The organism is Selenomonadales bacterium 4137-cl, from assembly GCA_032334055.1.
Lineage (GTDB): Bacteria > Bacillota > Negativicutes > Sporomusales > UBA7701 > Anaeroselena > Anaeroselena agilis.
On record JAUOZS010000001.1, the window covers coordinates 2,863,533 to 2,882,690 of the forward strand.

The 19,158-nt window shown below is 59.3% G+C and carries 17 protein-coding genes; all 17 read right to left on the reverse strand.

Annotated features, from left to right (window positions below):
• Positions 1 to 25: 25 nt before the first annotated feature.
• Positions 26 to 976: a methylenetetrahydrofolate reductase gene (locus Q4T40_15040; GenBank protein ID MDT8902563.1), complete on the reverse strand. Its 951-nt coding sequence runs from the start codon at positions 974 to 976 to the stop codon at positions 26 to 28.
• Entirely contained in the window at positions 973 to 1,641 is a 669-nt protein-coding gene (locus Q4T40_15045) for a methylenetetrahydrofolate reductase C-terminal domain-containing protein (GenBank protein ID MDT8902564.1), read from the reverse strand. Before Q4T40_15045 ends, Q4T40_15040 begins: the two co-directional genes overlap by 4 nt.
• On the reverse strand, positions 1,638 to 2,084 hold the full coding sequence (locus Q4T40_15050; protein MDT8902565.1) for a hydrogenase iron-sulfur subunit: 447 nt from the start codon (positions 2,082 to 2,084) through the stop codon (positions 1,638 to 1,640). The genes Q4T40_15045 and Q4T40_15050 overlap by 4 nt, the downstream gene beginning before the upstream one ends.
• Complete coding sequence (locus Q4T40_15055) at positions 2,081 to 6,514, reverse strand: FAD-dependent oxidoreductase (GenBank protein ID MDT8902566.1); 4,434 nt, start codon at positions 6,512 to 6,514, stop codon at positions 2,081 to 2,083. Before Q4T40_15055 ends, Q4T40_15050 begins: the two co-directional genes overlap by 4 nt.
• A gap of 5 nt (positions 6,515 to 6,519) precedes the next feature.
• The gene (locus Q4T40_15060) at positions 6,520 to 7,386 is read right to left on the reverse strand and encodes a CoB--CoM heterodisulfide reductase iron-sulfur subunit B family protein (GenBank protein MDT8902567.1); all 867 of its coding nucleotides are present in this window, start codon (positions 7,384 to 7,386) and stop codon (positions 6,520 to 6,522) included.
• Positions 7,383 to 7,937 carry a 4Fe-4S dicluster domain-containing protein gene (locus Q4T40_15065; protein ID MDT8902568.1) on the reverse strand — a complete coding sequence of 185 codons (555 nt, stop codon included), beginning with the start codon at positions 7,935 to 7,937 and terminating at the stop codon, positions 7,383 to 7,385. Before Q4T40_15065 ends, Q4T40_15060 begins: the two co-directional genes overlap by 4 nt.
• A gap of 68 nt (positions 7,938 to 8,005) precedes the next feature.
• On the reverse strand, positions 8,006 to 9,331 hold the full coding sequence (locus tag Q4T40_15070) for an OFA family MFS transporter (protein ID MDT8902569.1): 1,326 nt from the start codon (positions 9,329 to 9,331) through the stop codon (positions 8,006 to 8,008).
• Positions 9,332 to 9,343: 12 nt separating this feature from the next.
• Entirely contained in the window at positions 9,344 to 11,011 is a 1,668-nt protein-coding gene (locus tag Q4T40_15075; GenBank protein ID MDT8902570.1) for a formate--tetrahydrofolate ligase, read from the reverse strand.
• Between the two features lie 69 nt (positions 11,012 to 11,080).
• Positions 11,081 to 11,932, reverse strand: a complete 852-nt coding sequence (gene folD, locus Q4T40_15080; GenBank protein MDT8902571.1) for a bifunctional methylenetetrahydrofolate dehydrogenase/methenyltetrahydrofolate cyclohydrolase FolD — start codon at positions 11,930 to 11,932, stop codon at positions 11,081 to 11,083.
• Between the two features lie 142 nt (positions 11,933 to 12,074).
• The gene (locus Q4T40_15085) at positions 12,075 to 12,773 is read right to left on the reverse strand and encodes a DUF1638 domain-containing protein (protein MDT8902572.1); all 699 of its coding nucleotides are present in this window, start codon (positions 12,771 to 12,773) and stop codon (positions 12,075 to 12,077) included.
• A 39-nt stretch (positions 12,774 to 12,812) separates the two neighbouring features.
• Entirely contained in the window at positions 12,813 to 13,532 is a 720-nt protein-coding gene (locus Q4T40_15090; GenBank protein MDT8902573.1) for a GntR family transcriptional regulator, read from the reverse strand.
• On the reverse strand, positions 13,519 to 15,330 hold the full coding sequence (locus tag Q4T40_15095; protein MDT8902574.1) for an ASKHA domain-containing protein: 1,812 nt from the start codon (positions 15,328 to 15,330) through the stop codon (positions 13,519 to 13,521). The genes Q4T40_15090 and Q4T40_15095 overlap by 14 nt, the downstream gene beginning before the upstream one ends.
• A gap of 159 nt (positions 15,331 to 15,489) precedes the next feature.
• Entirely contained in the window at positions 15,490 to 16,125 is a 636-nt protein-coding gene (locus Q4T40_15100; GenBank protein ID MDT8902575.1) for a DUF3786 domain-containing protein, read from the reverse strand.
• Positions 16,126 to 16,255: 130 nt separating this feature from the next.
• Positions 16,256 to 16,618: a hypothetical protein gene (locus tag Q4T40_15105; protein ID MDT8902576.1), complete on the reverse strand. Its 363-nt coding sequence runs from the start codon at positions 16,616 to 16,618 to the stop codon at positions 16,256 to 16,258.
• The gene (locus tag Q4T40_15110) at positions 16,611 to 17,204 is read right to left on the reverse strand and encodes a GTP-binding protein (protein ID MDT8902577.1); all 594 of its coding nucleotides are present in this window, start codon (positions 17,202 to 17,204) and stop codon (positions 16,611 to 16,613) included. The genes Q4T40_15105 and Q4T40_15110 overlap by 8 nt, the downstream gene beginning before the upstream one ends.
• A gap of 136 nt (positions 17,205 to 17,340) precedes the next feature.
• Complete coding sequence (locus Q4T40_15115) at positions 17,341 to 18,477, reverse strand: uroporphyrinogen decarboxylase family protein (protein ID MDT8902578.1); 1,137 nt, start codon at positions 18,475 to 18,477, stop codon at positions 17,341 to 17,343.
• Positions 18,478 to 19,107 (reverse strand): cobalamin-dependent protein, encoded by a 630-nt coding sequence (locus Q4T40_15120; protein MDT8902579.1) that lies wholly within the window; start codon positions 19,105 to 19,107, stop codon positions 18,478 to 18,480.
• Between the last annotated feature and the right edge of the window lie 51 nt (positions 19,108 to 19,158).

A 19,158-nucleotide genomic window follows, 5' to 3' on the forward strand; every position in this document is an offset into this window, starting at 1 on the left:
TATCGCTTCCCTTAAGCCAGAACGGTCAGTCGGCAACGGGCCGCAGCTGCAAACCGGCGCGGGTCACAATCTCCGGCAGGACGTCTTCCCAGCCCACCGGCATGATGTGTATGCCCTTCACGCCGGCTATGCGTCGCAGTTGAGCAATAAGTTCAACGGCGATCGTTTTGCCTTCTTCCTGCGGGTTTTCCGCGTTGGCCATCCTGTCGACCAGTTCGTCGGGAACGCTGATGCCGGCGACATTATCCTTCATGTACCTGAGGGCCCGGACCGATTTGACGGGTATGACCCCGGCCATGATGTTAACTCGCTGATCAAGTCCGGAGTTACGGACGAGGTCCATCCATGCGGCGAATTTTTCCACGTCGAAGACAGCCTGGGTTTGAATGAACTGGGCCCCGGCCCGGACCTTTTTGGCCAGCCGCATAACCCTGAGTTCGACGGGGTCGCCGGTCGGGCTTTCGACTGCGCCGATATAGAACCGGGGTTCGGTTTTCAACTCATCGCCGCAGAGCAGCCGCCTTTCGTCGCGCATCATCTTGACGAGGGCGATAAGCTGGATGGAATCGATATCGAATACGTTCCTGGCGGTCGGATGATTGCCGAAGGATTGATGGTCGCCGCTCAGGCAGAGTACATCACGGACCCCGAGGCTGTAAGCCCCAAGAAGGTCGCTCTGGATGGCGATTCTGTTCCGGTCGCGGCAGGTCATCTGTATAACGGGATTGCCGCCGTGCCGCATAATGTGCACCGCGGCGGCGATGCTGGACAGCCTGACGACGGCGCTTTGGTTGTCGGTAATGTTGAAGCCGTCGCAGTAGGCTTTTGACTGCTCGGTGTGATGGATGACGCTCTCCGCCGAGGCGCCTTTTTGCGGGCCGATTTCCGAGGTGACGACAAATTCGCCCCTGGCGAACAGCCTTTCCAGTTTGCTTTCCGTTGTGAATTCCCCGTCTTGTTTTGCCGGTTCGCTCATAGGAGCACATCCTCCCTTACGTACTTGCGGGGACCGCCGTCGCGGGATTTCGACCAGTCCTTCACCGGAAAGACCTCGTAAATGGCGTCTTCCCTCCCCTGCCGCTTAAGCTTTTCATAGATGAGCGTCCAGGCGCACGGCACGTCCGGGTTTACTTCGCACTTGCCGTCCTGCGAACCGCCGCAAGGACCGTTGAGAATGCTCTTGGAGCAACGGATGATCGGGCAGATGCCGCCGGTACGGGCCAGGATGCACTCGCCGCATAGGCCGCAGCGCTCCTCCCAGACGCCGTGCTCGGTGGTGCCGCCGATAAATTTCGTGTTCTGGGCCGGGACGACGCATTTGTCAGGATACCGCTCGGACAGGTACTGAACGCCCACTCCGCAGGCCAGTGAAACAACGCAGTCAGCGGCCTGAATTTTTTCGGCAAGTTTGTCGACATATTCTTTGTCGCACTGCCGCTCCAGCGTTTCGGTCGCCGTATCGATGGGCTTGCCCTCTTTTTTCCGCAGAATGCGCAGGCTGGTGGCCAGGATGTCAACTTCTTTTTGGCCGCCGGACAGGCATACGGTCACGCAGCCCCCGCAGCCCACCACCAGCACCTTTTGGGCTTCCATGATGTTTTCCGCTATCTCGGCCAACGGCTTTTGTTCGGCGACAATCATGCTCTTTCACCATCTTTCTTTATCCGGGTAGAAGCCTTGTTCAGGGGGCTGGGACCCAAAGCGCGGATGCGTTCGGTCATCTCGCGGGCGATTTCAGCGAACCGCGGTCCCATCGAGCTCGACAGGTTGTACATTTCCAGACGGTCGCCGCCGATGCCCAGTTCGTCAAGCAGTTTTTTTACGTATTCCACCCGCTTGCGGGCTCTGACATTGCCTTTGAGAAAATGGCAGTCGCCCTCCATGCAGCCGGCGACGTATACGCCATCGGCGCCTTCCTCGAAGGCGGTGAGCAGCATATTGTGCTCGATCTTGCCGGAGCAGGGCAACTCGATCATCCGGATGTTGGCCGGATACTGCAGCCGCATGGAACCGGCCAGGTCGGCGGCCGAATAGGCGCAGTAGTAGCAGCAGAAGGCGATTATCCTCGGTTCGAAAGCATTCATGGCGATTCCTCCCTGAACAGGCCGCGAATCTTTTCAAGCACCTGGTGGTCTTTGTAGTGCTGAAGCTCGATGGCTTTGTTGGGGCATTCCCCGGCGCAGCTTCCGCAGCCGTGGCACTGGACGGGCTCGATATAGGCCTTCCCTGAGGCGTCGATGCGCGGCACGCTGTAGGGGCAGACGCGGACGCAGGTCAGGCAGGCGGCGCATTTCTCCTGGTCGACGCTGGCTACCACCCCGCCGGCCATCAGATTGTCCTGAGTCAGGATGGTGGCGGCGCGGGCCGCCGCGCCCTGGGCCTGGCAGATGGCTTCGTCGACCGATTTGGGCGAATGGGCTCCGCCGCAAAGGTAGATGCCCTGGGAGGGAAAATCGATCGGCCCAAGTTTGGCATGGGTTTCGACGAAGAAGCCGTCTTCGTTTACCGGTACCTTCAGCAGCATGCCGAGGCTCCGTGACGTATCGGAAGGAACCGTACCCGGTGCCAGCACAACCAGTCCGGGGTTCACGGAAATAACGGTTTTCAGGCTGGGTTCATAGAAATCGCAGCGAAGGCCGTCGCCGTCCCTGGTGACAACAGGCCTACGGTCCGGCGTGTAGAGGACAAAGCGGATGCCTTTGGCGCGGGCTTCCTTGTAAAGCTTTTCCATGAAGCCGTAGGTGCGGATGTCCCGGTAGAGAATGTAGATGTCGGTGTCGGGCTGCCGCTCTTTGAGGGCGACAGCGTTCTTCAAGGCTTGGCCGCAGCAGGTGCGGCTGCAGTATTTCAGTTCGTCGGTGCGGGAGCCGGCGCATTGGATCATGACGATCCGTTCGGCGGCCAGCGGCTGGCCGGCTGCAACCATCTTTTCGAAAGCGGTGGTGGTGACAACCCGGGGGTCTTCACCGTACAGATAACCGACCGGAGGCTGTTCCCGGACGCCGGTGGCGACTATCAAGGCGCCGTGGTCGATCTTGGTTTCCGCCCCTGACCGCGAGTTGCGGATCGTAGTGCTGAATTGTCCGGCATGACCGGAGAAGTTAACAACCTCGCAGCCGGTATGGACCCTGACCAGCGGGTGGCTGCCCACGTCGGCGGCCAACTGGCGCAGGCAGGCCTGGACGTCGTTGCCCGCGAAATCCAGCATCACTTCCCGGGCGTGGCCCCCCAGCTCGGCCCCCTTCTCGACGATGCAGGCGGCAAAGCCCTGACGGGCGGCCGTAAGCGCGGCGGTCATCCCGGCGACTCCGCCGCCGATGACCAGGAGAGAATGCTCGACCGGGACTGAATGCAGATGAAGCGGCTCATGGTGCCTGACTTTGGCAACCGCCATCCTGGCAAGGTCCTTGGCCTTCTCGGTGGCGTTTTCCGGCTCGCCGCGGTGGACCCACGAGCACTGGTCGCGGATGTTGGCCATTTCGAAGTAAAATTGGTTGAGGCCGGCCTCCCGCATCATCTCGCGGAAAAGCGGCTGGTGGGTCCTCATGGTGCAGGAAGCCACCACTACCCGGTTGAGCTGCTTTTCTTCGATTATCTCCTTCATCCGTTTCAGGGTATCCTGGGAGCAGGTGTAGAGATTATCCTGGCAATGGATGACTCCGGGCAGCTTTTGCGCGTAGGCGACAACCTCGGGGACGTTTACCACCGAGGCGATGTTGATGCCGCACTGGCAGATAAACACGCCGATCCGCGGTTCCTGTCCGCTTACTTCCCGCTCCGGCGGATAGACTTTTTCCCGCGTCAGGGTGTTGCGGGCGGCGGCCAGGAGCTCACCCGCCTTGGCGGCGGCCGCGCTGGCGTTCACGACCGTTTCGGGGATGTCCCGCGGCCCCTGGAAGGCTCCGGCGACGTATATGCCGGCGCGGGTGGTTTCCGTGGGGCTGAAGGGCGCGGTGGCGGCAAAGCCGTAAGGGTTGGCTTCAATACCAACGATGGCCATAAGTTCAGCCGCCTGCTTGGGCGGAAGGACACCGACCGCCAGCACGACGAGGTCGAATTCCTCCGCGACGATTTCTCCGGCTTCGTCGATGTATTTGATGAACAGGTTATTGGTTACCGGGTCTTCCTTGACGGCGGAAATCATGGCCCGTACATAGCGGACGCCACCCTGCCGGGCGGCTTCGACGTATTTGTCGAAGTTCTTGCCATAGGACCGCATATCAAGGTAAAAGATGGTCGGCTCGATGCCGGCGTCATGTTCGCGGGCGATGAGCGCTTCCTTGGTGGAATACATGCAGCAGATGGAGGAGCAGTACTCGGCCCCTCCGTCGGCGCATTCACGCGAACCGACGCATTGGATAAAAGCCACTTTCTTGGGGGCGATATGGTCCGACGGCCGCAGGATATGGCCGGTGGTCGGCCCTGTGGACGACAGCAGCCGCTCGAATTCGAGGCTGCTGATAACGTTTTGGTATTCGCCGTAGCCGTACTCGCCCTTTAGCTTTGCGTCATATATATCGAAGCCCGGAGCAAGCACGACGGCGCCGACCGGGAGCTCGAGCGCCTTGTCGGCGTCGGCGTGGCGGATAACCTGCTTTTTACAGGCTTTCTCACACTGGAGACATTCGGAGCAGACGCCGCAGTTAAGGCAGCGTTCCGCCTCCGCCATAGCCTCTTCCCTGGTCATGCCCAGCGCGACTTCCCGGTAATCGCCGGCGCGGTCCGGCGCGGAGGCGAAACGCTGCGGGTGACGGGCAGCGGGATGAACGGGCGTATCCTCCGGACGGCCCAGGTTGTCCCGGGAAGGCTTCTCGCGCCCGGCTTCGACAGGGAGGCCGTTTAGGTACCTGTCGATTGATTCTGCGGCTTCGTGGGCGCTGGCCACCGCCTCGATTACCGAGGCCGGACCGTGCGCGACATCGCCACAGGCGAAGATCCGGGCGTCGCCGGTCGCTTTGGTGACCGGGTCGGCGGCGATGATGCCCCGGGCCGTCACTACGGCGTCCTGGCCGCGGAGAAACTCGAGGTCTGCCGCCTGGCCGACAGCCATGATGACCGTGTCGGCGTCAAGGACCATTGTCCGCGTTTCGTCATACCGGGGGTTGAAACGCTTGTCGGTGTCGAAAACCGCGGTACAGGCCCTGAATTCAACAGCACTTACCCTTTCGGCCCCGCCGCCGGCGATCCGTTTGGGACCCCAGCCGGGGTGAAGGACTACCCCTTCCTCCTCGGCTTCTTCGATCTCCCAGGCATGGGCCGGCATCTCGTCCCGGGATTCCAGACAGGCTACATGTACCTCCGCCCCGCCCTGGCGCAGCGCCGACCGGGCCACATCCATGGCCACGTTGCCGCCGCCGATGACAACGACTTTCTTGCCGACCCGGGGATCGAGGCCCAGCTTGATGTCACGCAGGAAGCCCACACCGGGCAGAACGCCGGACAACCTGGCGCCTTCGACGGGCAGGTCGCGGCTTTTTTGCACGCCGGCAGCGACAAGGACGGCATCGTACCGGGATTTTATTTCCTCCATGGTGATGTCGGTGCCTACCCGGGTGTTTGTGCGCACTTCGATACCGTGCTTTAGCAGGTTGTCGATTTCCCGCTGGACGATTTCCTCCGGCAGCCGGTAGCGGGGGATGCCGTACTTGAGCCAGCCGCCCGGGCTGGGCAAGGCTTCGAAGATAGTTACTTGGTAACCTTTGGCAACGAGATCGTAGGCGGCCGTCATCCCGGCCGGACCGCCACCGACGATTGCCACCCGTTCTTTACGGGTCGGGACGAGGGCCGGCGTTTCGGTTGCGGCAAAATCATCCCAGCCGTAGTCGGCCGCCGCCCGTTTAATGGTGGCAATGGCGAGCGGTTCGTCGATTTCCCCGCGATTGCACTCCGCTTCGCAGGGGTGGTGGCAGATGCGGCCGCAGATGCCGGCAAAGGGCAGCCGGCGATGAATGACCTCAAGGGCTTCGGCGAATTTCCCCTGGGAAACCAGGGCGACATAGCCCTGGACGTTGGTGCCCGCCGGACAGGTCTGACGGCACGGCGGGGTGCCGCGCTTGTCGATCATATACCGGTTGGGCACCGATTGCGGGAATAGTTTGTATACCGCCTTCCGGGTGCCCATCCCCTGGTTGAAGCGATCCTTGACTTCTACCGGGCAGGCTTCGGCGCAGTCGCCGCAGGCCGTGCATTCGTCGATGTCGACATATCTGGCGTTCTTGCGCACCCTGGCGGTGAACCGTCCGGCTTCCCCGGCAAGGTTCTCCAGCCGGGAGTTGGTGTGGATAATGATGTTGGGGTGGCTCAGGCAGTCGCTCATCTTGGGCCCGAGGAGACACATCGAGCATTCGTTGGTCGGGAAGGTTTTGTCGAGCTGGGCCATTTTCCCGCCGATGGAAGGTTCGTCGGTCACCATGTGGACGAGATAACCGCCGCCCGCCAGGTCGAGAGCCGATTGCATGCCGGCGATGCCGCCGCCCAGCACGAGAACGGAGCCTATAGGTTCGTTGTTTGCCATGAGTGTCACTCCCCTTTCGCCAGCGCCGCCAATACCGGGGCGGGGTCGATGATATGCTTGCGCAGCCACCGGTCTGCCCCTACGGCGCCGAACGCCAGGCCCATGAGTTCGGTGAAGTAAAATATGGGCATGGGGTGGACGACTTGGGTCTGGCGCGTGTCGAGATTGACCTGGCACAGGGGGCATGCGGACACAATGGCCTGAGCACCCGCCCGCCCGGCTTCGGTGACCAGCTTGGCGACCAGGGCGGCCACCGCGTCGGTCCGTGAAAGCGCCAAAGCGCCGCCGCAGCATTCGGTCTTGTACGACCACCGTTTCACTTCGGCGCCGAGAGCGGTGAGCAGTTTATCCATCTTCACCGGGTGTTCGGGGTTGTCGAAAGCAACTACGTCTTTCGGCCGCGTAAGCAGGCAGCCGTAATATGTCACCACCCGTAAACCTTTGAGCGGACGGAGAGTCGCTGCTCCGATACGCTGCAGCATCTCCCGGCTGCCGAAGACTTCGAGGGGGTGTCTGGTCTCGATGGTCGCGCCGTACCGCGCTCCGATGATTTCTTCGAGGTCGTCGTTAATCTTGGCGGCCTGACAGTCCTGTGCGCGAACGGCGCGGTCGGCGGCTCTGAGCATATTGTAGCAGGCAGCGCAGGGCGCGATGACATCGTTGCCGGCCTGCTCCGCGATTATAAGGTTGCGCAGGGGAAGAGCCGTGGCCAGATAGTGGTTGGTGGCGTGGGCGCATGAGGCTCCGCAGCAGTTCCAGTCGTCCAGTTCAACCAGTTCCACGCCGAGGGTCTTGCAGACAAAGCTGATTGAGTCGTGGTATTCGGCAGCGGTCGAGTGGAGGGAGCAGCCCGGATAATAAGTCGCTTTCATTGGCCCGCCTCCTTGGCCTTACGGAAGATCCGTTTTATTTCCCCCGCCCTCTTGATGCTGTCGGGCAGCAGTTTCAGCTTGTTTTTGGCCAGGAATTTGAGCCCCAGCCCGAGGTCCTGGGCGTAAGAAGCCGTTTTGAGCTTGAACAGGCCGATGGTACCGGCCTCGTAGGAGCGTCCGAAGGTTTTGACGGTGGCCAGGAAGGAGGCGTGAAACGCCGCCGTCCGGGGTTCGCCGGCCTTTATACCGCATGCCAGCGCCATCTCCCGCAGGGTGTCGTTGATTTTTGAAATGTCGATACCGTTGGGACACCTCGCCCCGCAGGTCTTGCAGCCGACACAGAGCCAGATGGTGTTGCTTCTCAGCACCGCTTCTTTTTCGCCGAGTTTGATCAGTTTCAGCAGATCGCAGTTATAGGGTTTCATCGCAAAGCTCATCGGGCATCCGCCGGCGCATTTCTTGCACTGGTAGCACAGGCTTACCGGCTGTGCCGATCTTGTTTCGACTTCCTCAATAAACTTCCGGGATGGAGTTATGCCCGCACCTGTCACAATAATGCCTCCCCTCTCGACATGCCGCAACTGCTTCACGGCGGCGACGCCAGGCAGCGTCCCGGCACTTATTCGACCGCCATCGCTTCCTTCAGCGCCACTCTCGGCTCGAACATCCTGTTGCTGAGGATGAAGGCGATGATCAGGCCCAGCAGTAGCAGGACCGAAGCTGATATGAACGTGTACTGGGCCGCCTGACCGGCATAATTGTCTTTCAGGAAGGCCACGATCTGGGGACCGACGATTCCGGCCATACCCCACGCGGTAAGGATGCTGCCGTATACGACCGGCATCAGCCTGGGACCGAAAACATCGAGCACGAAGGAAGGCATGGAGCCGAAACCGCCTCCGTAGCATAACAGCACGTAGCAGACCAATACGCCGAAGACGACCGGGTTCTTTACGAACAATAAAGCGACGAACACGGCGATTTGGCTGCCGAGAATGAGGCGGAAGGTCTGAACGCGCCCGATTTTGTCCGACAGCCCGCCCCAGAAGAACCGGCCCAACCCGTTGAAAACCGAGCTTGCGGCAATGAGCGTCGCACCGGAGGCGGCCAGACCGGCCAATACCTGCGGATCGTTCAGCTTCGCCGGATCGATCGTTTCCTTCAAAAGATCCTGCAGCAGGGGTGACTGAAAGCTGATGAACATTATGCCGGCAATGATGTTGAGGAAGAATACCGCCCACATCATCAGGAATTTACCGGAAAAGACGCACTGTTTCGCGGTTACGGCGGCCATAAACGTCTGCGCGCCGTCCGCGGTCGCCGCGATAGCAAGCCCCTTTGGCGCGTATGCCGGCGGCGGGTTGACCAGGCAGTACCCTGCCGGCAGCGTAACGATGAGCATAATTACGCCGATGTACGAAAACACCTGGACGAGATTCCCGCCGCTGAAGGCCAGGAAAGCCGGGGCCAAGATTTTGGCCATGACGAGCGCGCCGAAGCCGAAGCCCATGACGACCATCCCGGTGACAAAGCCTTTCTTGTCGGGAAACCACTTGGCGGCGGTAGCTACCGGAGTGACATAGCCGAGCCCCAACCCTAGCCCGCCGACTACTCCGTACCCGAGGTACAGCAGCGGCAGGCTATTGATCTGGAGGGCATAAGCGGATATTAGATAACCGGCGCCGTACATCAGGCCTCCGGTCATTGCCAGCTTTCGTGGGCCGTATTTCGGCAGACTGACGCCGCCCCACGCGGCCGCCAGTCCAAGGAAAAAGATCGCCAGGCTGAAGGCCCAGGACGCCTGCGCGTTGGTCCAGTTCCCCGCGGCCATAACCGGCTGCTGAAAATAGCTCCAGGAGTATACCGTCCCCAGGGCGAGCTGCAGGAGTGTCCCCATTAAGGCCACCAGCCACCGGTTTGTGTTCTTTTGCGCTTCTGTCGCCATAACTGACCGCTCCTAGAACAGACCGACAATTTTGCCGCTGTTGTCGATGTCCATCGCCTCGGCGGCCGGTTTCTTCGGCAGGCCGGGCATCGTCATGATCTCGCCGGTGATCGCCACCAGGAAGCCCGCCCCCGCCGCCACCCGCACCTCGCGGACCGTCACCGTAAACCCGGCCGGCCGGCCGAGCTTGGCGGCGTCGTCGCTTAAAGAATACTGCGTCTTCGCCATGCAGACCGGCGTCTTGTCGAACCCCATCGCGGTCAGCTCCTGGATGGTCTTGTCGGCGGCCGGCGTGTAGTTCACGCCGTCGGCCCCGTATATTTCCTTGGCAATGGCCGCGATCTTGTCTTTAATCGGCAGCTTGCCGTCGTAGAGGAAGCGGAACTTGTTCGGCTTCTCGATCGCCGCCAGCAGCTTCTGCGCCAGAGCCTCGCCGCCGGCGCCTCCCTTGGCCCACACTTCCGACAGGGCCACTTCGGCCCCCAGGGCGGCGCACTTTTCCTCCACGAAGGCCAGTTCGGCCGGCGTGTCGGTCGGGAAGGCGTTGATCGCCACCACCGCCGGCAGACCGAATTTGCCGACGTTTTCGATATGCTTGGTCAGGTTGGCCAGCCCTTTTTCCAGGGCGGCCATGTTCTCCCGCCCAAGGTCGGCTTTGGCCACCCCGCCGTGCGACTTGAGCGCCCGCACCGTGGTTACGAGCACGACGGCGTCAGGCTTGAGGCCGGCGAACCGGCACTTGATGTCGATGAATTTCTCGGCTCCCAAATCGGCGCCGAATCCGGCCTCGGTCACGAGGATGTCGGCCAGCTTGAGGGCGAATTTCGACGCCATGACGCTGTTGCAGCCATGGGCGATGTTGGCGAACGGGCCGCCGTGGATGAAGGCGGGGGTGTTTTCCAGCGTCTGTACGAGGTTAGGTTTAATGGCGTCCTTGAAAAGCAGGGTCAGCGCCCCCGCCACCTTGAGGTCGGCGACGGTGACCGGTTTGCCGTCATAGGTGTAGGCGACGATGATGCGGCTGATGCGCCGTTTCATGTCTTCGAGGTCGGACGCCAGGCAGAGGATGGCCATCATTTCCGAGGCCACCGAGATGTCGAAGCCGCCTTCGCGCGGCACGCCGTTGGCTTTGCCGCCCAGGCCGAGGACGATGTTCCTAAGGGCCCGTTCGTTGAGGTCCATGACCCGCCGCCAGGTGATGCGCCGGGGGTCGATATTAAGCTCGTTGCCGTGGTGGAGGTGGTTGTCGAGCACCGCCGCCAGCAGGTTGTGGGCGGTGGTGACGGCGTGGATGTCGCCGGTGAAGTGGAGGTTGATGTCCTCCATCGGCACTACCTGGGCGTAGCCGCCGCCGGCCGCGCCGCCTTTGACGCCGAAGCACGGGCCGAGCGACGGTTCGCGCAGGGCGATGACGACTTTCTTGCCCAGGCGCCTTAATGCGTCGCCGATGCCGACGGTGTTGGTCGTCTTGCCTTCGCCGGCGGGTGTGGGGTTTATGGCGCTGACAAGGATCAGTTTGCCGTCGGGGCGGTCTTTGAGCCTTTCCCACGCCGCAAGCGAGACTTTCGCCTTGTATTTGCCGTAAAGTTCGAGGTCGTCGTCGGTCAGGCCGAGTTCGGCCGCCACCTGGGCGATTGGTTTCATGTTCGCTTCCTGGGCTATTTCCACGTCGCTTTTCATTGTTCGTCCCCCATTCATTGGATTATTGAAATTGGTTCCATATCATGTCTGGGCCGCGCCGTCCGCGCCCTATTTGCACTGGAGGGCTGCGGCTTTCAGGGTATTATGGAGCAGCATGGCGATCGTCAGCGGCCCTACCCCGCCCGGCACAGGCGTGATGTGACCCGCCGTCCCGGCGACATCGGCGAAATTCACGTCGCCCACCAGCCTGTCGCCCACCCGGTTGATGCCGACATCGATTACCGTCGCACCCGGTTTTACCATATCCTTGGTGACGAATTGCGGTTTGCCGATGGCGGCGACCAGAATATCGCCTTCCCGGCAGACAGCGGCCAGGTCTTTAGTCCGCGAGTGGCAGACCGTGACTGTCGCGTTCCTGGCAAGCAGCAGCATGCTCATCGGCTTGCCGACGATGTTGCTGCGGCCGATAATCACGGCCCGCTTGCCTTCGATGGCAATTTCGTTCATTTCCAGCATTTTTACGATACCGTAAGGAGTGCAGGGAACGAGATTCTCCCTGCCTACGCACAGGTTGCCGACATTTACCGGGTGGAAGCCGTCCACGTCCTTATCCGGCCGGATGTGCTCCAGCACCTTCTCAGCGTCGATGTGCTTCGGCAAGGGCAGTTGCACGAGGATGCCGTGCACGGCCTGGTCGCCGTTCAAGCGGTCGATGGTGGCTAACAGTTCTTCTTGGGAGGTTGTCTCCGGAAGTCTGATCACCTCCGAATTGATGCCGGTGTCGATGCACGCCTTGTGCTTGCGGCTCACGTATACCTTCGAGGCCGGGTCCTCGCCGACGATGACAACCGTAAGCCCCGGCCCGATGCCGAAGCGCTCCCGGAATTCCGCGACTTCCTTTTTTACTTCCTCGGTCAGTTTCGCCGCCGTAATTTTTCCGTCCAACACCTCTGCCGCCATGTTGTTTTCAGCCTCCTTCATTATTTCGGTGCCAATATCGCCAGGATTGTCATTGCGTAAGTATATATGTATATACATATAGTTCGAGGCAAAGATACAAACTCCTCTTGCAAAAGGGAATTTTCAGTTTTTTTATTAACGGCTACCCTAAGCAGGCGCCTGGCTGGCTAACCTGGCCGCCCCCTGCCGAGCATACGTCTTCCAGACTGATTTCCTCCCCCGGTGCCAGGACGATGAACTCCTGATCCCATTGACCGAGCAGCAGTTTATGCAGCAGCCGCAACGAACCGGGGGTTATGGCGTGCTTTAAACCGAGCCTGGCGGCAAACTCCTCCGTCCGCGGCGTCACGCAATCTGTTTCATAGGCTCCTGTGTCGATCACCATGAACCGTCGGTAGTGCCCGAGCATCGTCTTCATCACCCGCAAGGCGCGCTGCTCGCCGTAGCGGGAAATACAGCGCTCGTATTCCCACAGAATATTCTTCTCGTAATCCAGCCATCCTTTTGTCGCAAAATAGGTTCCCATTTCCTGAGTGATGAGTTTGCGGGCCTCGCAAGACCCTAACAGCAAAGGGATGCAATCATCAGCCTTGGGAAGGACAATGGTGAAAGCGGAGGATTTGATTCCGACAAGGCTGTTGCCGCAGAAGCCGAATGCGAGGAGAACGTAGTCGACATTGCCCAGCAAGTCCAGTTGTGCCTGGATTCTGCTGTGAAGCACGTTCGGGGTGTTGTGCAGACCTGACTCGATGTATATCACCGGATAGTCCACGCCGGTCTCTTTCAGCGCCAGGCAAAGTTCTTCTTTTATCGTCTGACAAGCTATTATTACGGCTCGCATGCGCATCTCCCCCTGAATGCCGGTATGCCCCCGGATCTCTCAAAACGGCGTGTATGAGGTGGCCTTGAGCTGAAAGCGGTCTTTATGACAAACCATGTGGGATATTCCTAGCGGTGTGTCGTCTTTCGAATAGATTACCTGCTTGATGACCAATGCAGGCGTGTTTACTTCCGCCTCCAGCAATCGGGCCTGCTCGGCATTGAGAACGTCGACCGAGATGACCATGTCGTTTCGGACCGGTACGGTTTCCTGATGCTTGGCGACAACCTCGGAGAAGTTGGCGTATTCGAGCTGGGTTTCCAGCAGCGGCGTCGCCCGCAGGTACGGCAGGTACTTCTCCTCGACTCCGACAGGTTTATTTTCCTTGTATAATACCCGCTTTAACAAAAACACCTTGCCGTCGGGAGCCAGCTTCAACTCCTTGATGTAGTGCTCGTCGCGGATAAGTTTGACCCCCAACAGCTTGTAGCGGCATTTTTCCGCGCCTATGGCCGCGCTTTCCTGCAGGTCGATAACGAGCTGATTAAGCCGGGGACGATGAACGAAGGTTCCTTTCCCTTTGACGGTCTCGATCAGGCCGGCCTCCGCCAACAGAGCGAGCCCATGGCGCACGGTCATGCGGCTGATTCCGTATGTTTCGCCTAGTTGCCCTTCGGTGGGAATCATGTCGCCATCCTTTAGCTCCCCGGTTTCGATTTGGCGCTTGATATCATCGGCGAGACGATAGTAGGCGGGGATGAGGTTTTTATTGTTTCTCATGCTTCACCTCAGCAAAACTCAGATTGGCCAGGAACATCTTCTGAAAGTTGGGCTGCGCCGCCAGTTCCACGTATTCTGCTTCAGCGGCGATTCGCCCGCATCGCGCCTGTTTTTCCCGGGAAAGCAGGGCAAGGACCGCACCGGTCCCCGCCGCGTTACCAACCGAGTTAATCCGTTCCCGGGAAAACCCGGGGAACAACCCTATTTTCAAAGCGCTGTCGATGTCGATGTAGTTCCCGAAGGCCCCGGCAATAAAGACCGTCGGTTCGCATGCTGGTCGGGCTTTTTCCATAAGGATTTCAATACCGGAGCGTATCGCGGCCTTGACCAGTTGGAGCTGCCGGATATCGTCCTGGGTGACGGCGATGGCGCAGCCTGTGGCGCTGTTCTCCGCCGCGGCCAGGACAAACTCCCACCGGCCGGCGTTATTTCTCAGCCGCCCGGCGACCGCCGGGGGCAAGCTCTTTTGCGCCTCTTGTCTGAAGCGGCCGCTGGCGGTGATTATCCCGTTTTTCACCAGTTCGGCGACAGCTTTGACTATCCCCGAACCGCAAATCCCCGCCGGCTTACCGTCGTCGATCGTTCTGATGCGGACGTCCCCGTCGATAGCGACATCAGCTATCGCGCCGGCGGCAGCCCTCATCCCGTCGCGGATGTGGGCTCCCTCAAAGGCGGGCCCGGCGGCCGTAGCGCATGCCCACAGCCTTTTGCCGTTGCTGAGGACGATTTCGCCATTTGTCCCCAGGTCGACCAGCAGGGTCGGGACTGACGAGCTGTCCTGACCGACGGCGACTATGGCCGCCGTCGTGTCGGCCCCTACGAAGCTGGCAATATTGGGCAGCAAAAGGACTCTGCCGGTACAGTTGATGTGGAGATCGATCACTTCCGGGAGAAAGGGCTCGATCTGTTTGAAGACCGCCGCATAGGGCTTGACGGTAAGACTATGTGGCGATATTCCCATAAGCAGGTGTTCCATGGTCGTGTTGCCGGCTATCACCGCAGCGTATATCCGTTCACGCGGCAGGTCCGCCGTATCGCAAAGCGCGGCGACGATCTCGTTCAAACACCGTCTGACTGATGCCGCCAAGGCTTCCAACCCGCCGGGGGAAGCGGCTGCTTCAATGCGGGAGATGACGTCGGCGCCGAAGGCGGCCTGCGGATTTGTCCGGGAATGGGTCGCGACAACGGAGCGCTTGTTGATGTCTACCAGCATGCCGGCGATCGTCGTCGTCCCGATATCGAAAGCCACGCCGAACAAGGCCGCGGTCGTATCTCCGGGCTCAACCGCAATGATCTCGTCGCCCATCGTAACGACGGTCATCTGGTCAGGCTTCTCCGCCGCCGCCCCGGCCAACTGCCTCATAAATTCGGCACCGGAGCCCAACGCTGACGCCTCGAAGGCATGACCAATCATTTCCTGCAGGGAATAGCAGTTTTCCAGCGCGGGGTACTCGGGCACGATTGCCGCCTTGCGCAGGAGCGGCTGGCCGTCATCGGCGGGGATGGCTGACATGCTGCCTTTCGGGCTGGCCGCAGTCTGCCTCAGGGCGATGACAATATCCCCCAGGGGGCGAATCTGGCAAGCCGTGTAGCAGTTGCCGGCTTTGGGGCTCGGCTGGGTCCCGTCAGGTCCGGCAACCCGCCCTGCGAGCAGTTGCACCATGCACTTGCCGCACTTACCCTTGCCGCCGCACAATGCTTCCAGAAGAACCCCGGCGTCTGTCAAAGCGTTGTGCACGGTTTGACCCGGGGAAGCATGGATAGTCTTGTCGCTGCCTTCGATAATAATTTTGTACATTTTTCGCCACCTGCGTACAGGCGCCATCCTGCAAAGTAGTATATACAGCTATACTACAACAGTTACGATTTTTTCTCCTGCATTTTTCAACATTTTTATCGTCCGGCGCCTTACCCTCTTTAGAGGCATTTTGCATAATAACACTATCGCTGCCAAGGATCAGCCCGCGGTCAGCTTCTTGGCAGCCTCAGCCAGTTTGTGAACACAGACGGCTGTGGCCTCGATCAGGTCCTCGGCAGGCAGGTAGAATGGAGCGCTCGCATCGTAAAGAACGGTTACGCGGGCCGGCAATTCGTCGTAACCGGCCCACAAGGCAAAGATGACCGGCAGCCGCGGCAAGATGTCGATACTGAGTCCATACTGGCCGTAAATCGCCCGCGCGCCGCCGACAAGCTTCCCGGCCGCCGTCATGAGAGCCGGCCTGCTCCCGAATACGGCGAGCAGACCGTCTATGATTCTTTTGTTATACATGTCAAGGTATTTTACGCCACCGCCGGTAATCTCCTTAAAGGAGACAAGTCGGCCGGCGAGCGGCTGACCGGCGGCCCGGAGCAGATAATGCAAAAGGACGGTCTTGACGACGGCCGGCGTCGCCTCGCCGCCGGCTGCGGCCACTTCGCCGCCGGGCCAGCTTATATGATAGTCTTCATTCACGTAACGAAGGCTGATGAGGCCGCTGGCGGCGTCAAAAAAAGCTCCGCCGGCTGCGGCCAAGTCGGCCGGTTGACAGCGCCTGAGTTTGGTGCGGGCCTTCTGATAGGCGACGTCGTAAGCCCCGCCGAGGTTGTCGGTCATCACCGTCATCCCCCTTTCCCGGGCAGCCGAAACCGCTCCAAAGATATATATGTATATACATTATACGCTGTCAATTTGAAATTTTCCACTATTCTGATAAGTTTTTATTAAAAATTGCTCCCTTGCGTTTTCAGACCAGGTACTTCTGTACAGCGTCGTCCACCGCTTTTTCGACCGTGCTTCTGCTATAACCGAAAATTAAAATGTTTATGGCGAGGTCTATGCTGCCTACTCCCCCATCGTCGATCTGCTCCCAGTCGGGAGAACCCTTGATATCCACCTGGTCGAGCCTGGTAAGTGACAAAAACAGGAAGGCTTCGCTGGCCGGCAGCCTGGCCAGCAGTTTAATATGTCCGAGAATAATGCCTTCATAGGATAATGGTTCGCCAAGGGCGATCAAGAATCCAATCAACGCTCCCTCTAAGCCTCTTCTGGTAAGTGGCTCGGCAAACACCACCTGACGGGTTTTGCTGAAAACAACCGCATCACTCAAGATTGATCACTTCCTTAAACAAAGCAGGCGGCAATATCTTCACCGCGCTGGCGGTCAGTATCGTCACTTTGCCGACGCTCGCCCTGACGTCTTCGACCGTATTGTTTACTTCCGGTCCGGCAATATCTGTTTTGTTGACGATTATCAGGTCGCTGTCCTGCACCTGGGACAGCAGAAGCGGTTCAAGCACTTGCTTAAGTTCCGCCCAGCGCCCGGCGTCAACGACGGTGATCGTCTTGCATTTCGAGCCGCTGGTGTTGTATTGGCGGATTAGCCTGGCCACATTGCCCGGTATAGCCAAGCCGGTCATTTCGATAATCAGCCAGTCTGGGTTGAGGGTTTCGGCTATTTCTTTGACCGCAGCAACCAAATCGCCGGTTATCTGACAACAGACACAGCCGCCGAACAGTGGCTTGACCGTAAGCCCGCTTGCAGCAAGAAGTTTATCGTCGACACCCTCTTCACCTATTTCATTTTCGATGATGGCGACCGTTTCCCCGCCTGCAGCGGTAATCTGTCTGGCCAACTGCAGTATTATCGATGTCTTTCCCGACCCTAGGAAGCCGCCGAACAGAAGTATGCGCATAATCTTCCCTCGCTTTGTTTCGCTGGGTGCCTGAGCAGCAACGTGCCCCGGTCGTCGCAACGGCTCCGAGAATGTTCGTTACGCGATCGGGGCCACGTTGTCTTATGGCGATTGCTTATAGGCCTTTTAAACCCGCCTAATTATAGCGCCCGTATTTTTCGACGGCGTCGAAAAATGCCTTGACGTTTTCGTGCCTGGCGTTCATGGGCAGGTTGCAGCCCGAGGAATACATCAGGCCTTCGCCGTTCTTGAATGTGCCGATTAGTTTTTTGGCGTACTCGTCAAGCTCGCTGGCCGAGGCGACGGTGAACAGGGCTGCCGGCACGTCTCCCTTGATGCAGCAGTGGCCTTTCAGGATATCGTAGGCTTTGAAGATATCCGTGGCGCCATCGAGCTCAAGGACGAATTTGCCTTTGGGCAGTTCAAGGAAGAACTCTAGATTTTTCGTCCAGTCGGCGTCACAGTGCAGGATCGGCACGATATCTTTCTCCGCCAGCTTCTCCACCAGAGTTTTCATGTACGGACCGACAAACCGGTCAAAGTGTTTCTTGGAGATGAATTGTCCCGCGCCGCGGACCGCCCCGACGAAGACCCGATTGATGCCGAGCATTTTCGTTACCGCTTCGCAGCCGGCAATGGTGGCGTTGTTTACTATCGGCAGCAGTTCGTCGAGCTGGTCGCCTATCTGGAACATGTCTTTATAGAATTTGTCTATGGAACGCATCATGGAAAAGTTGTCAAAAGGCACTACTCCCATGATCGCTCCCCAGGTCAGACTCTGTCCGCGGCGAAGGGTGCGCTCGATTTCATCCTGGCGAAGTTTGGCCATTTCTTTCTGGGCAGCCGTTACTTCCTCGCGGCTCGCCTGATGCGCCCGCTCCAGGAATACCAGCCGATATTCCATAAACCCTTTGTCTTTGAGGATGGCGTAATCATCCCGGGTCATAGCCTCATACTCGATGATCTGGTACTGGGCGTTGTCGTCCAGTTCCGTCCCCGGCATTCTGAGCCGGCCCGGACCGCACTTCTGGCCGACAGGCGCATAACGGCCGTGTAGCATGTATGCGTTACTATCCCACACCGGGAATGCCTGCCACACTTTTTCGGTGGCATCCATGGCTTTTTCCCAGTCCCACATATACTCTTTGTTGGTGATGCCGGCAAATTGCCCGGCATACTGCTCGATGATGGGAGCGCATACCACTCTGTCCACCGGCTTAAGCTCGATGGTGGCGACGAGCCGTTCTTCAGCTGTCATGGCATCTCTAGCCATTTAACACACCCCCGCTATTTTCCTGCAGGCTTCCACTGCCTCGTACGCGCTTTTGCAGACCCCGTCCGCGCCGACATACTTCCCGACATGATCGTCGACCGGCCCACCGCCCACCAGCACTACTGCGCCGCTGTCCGCAGCTTTGACGGCCGCTACCGTTTCCTTCATGATGTCAAAGGCGGTGGTGAGAAGGCAGCACATACCGACGACCTGCGGCTTGTGCTGCTTAACGGCCTCCACAAAAGTCGCTACAGGCACGTCGACGCCCAGATCAACAACCTTGAAGCCATTACAGCTGAGTATGGTAGAAACGATATTTTTCCCGATATCATGGATGTCGTCCTTGACAGTTCCCAGAACCATAGTCCCGACGGTTTTCATCTCTCCCCCCTCGGTCAGGGCGGAATTCAGCAGCGCGGCCGCACCGCTGAATACGTCGGCCGACATAATCAGCTCCGACAGGTAATAATCGCCGGCTTCGTATAACTTGCCGACCCCCTCCATGCCTTTCTGCAGCTGGGCCAGGGTCTCCATTGCCGGAATGCCTGCGGCAAGCTGGGCTTTTACTTCCTCCAGCACCGCATCTTCTTCGAGCTCGGTCATAACCTTGACAAGATCATATTTCCCCATGCTGTCGCCTCCTGTTATTCTAATAAGACTTTTCTAAACGCTGTCGGAATG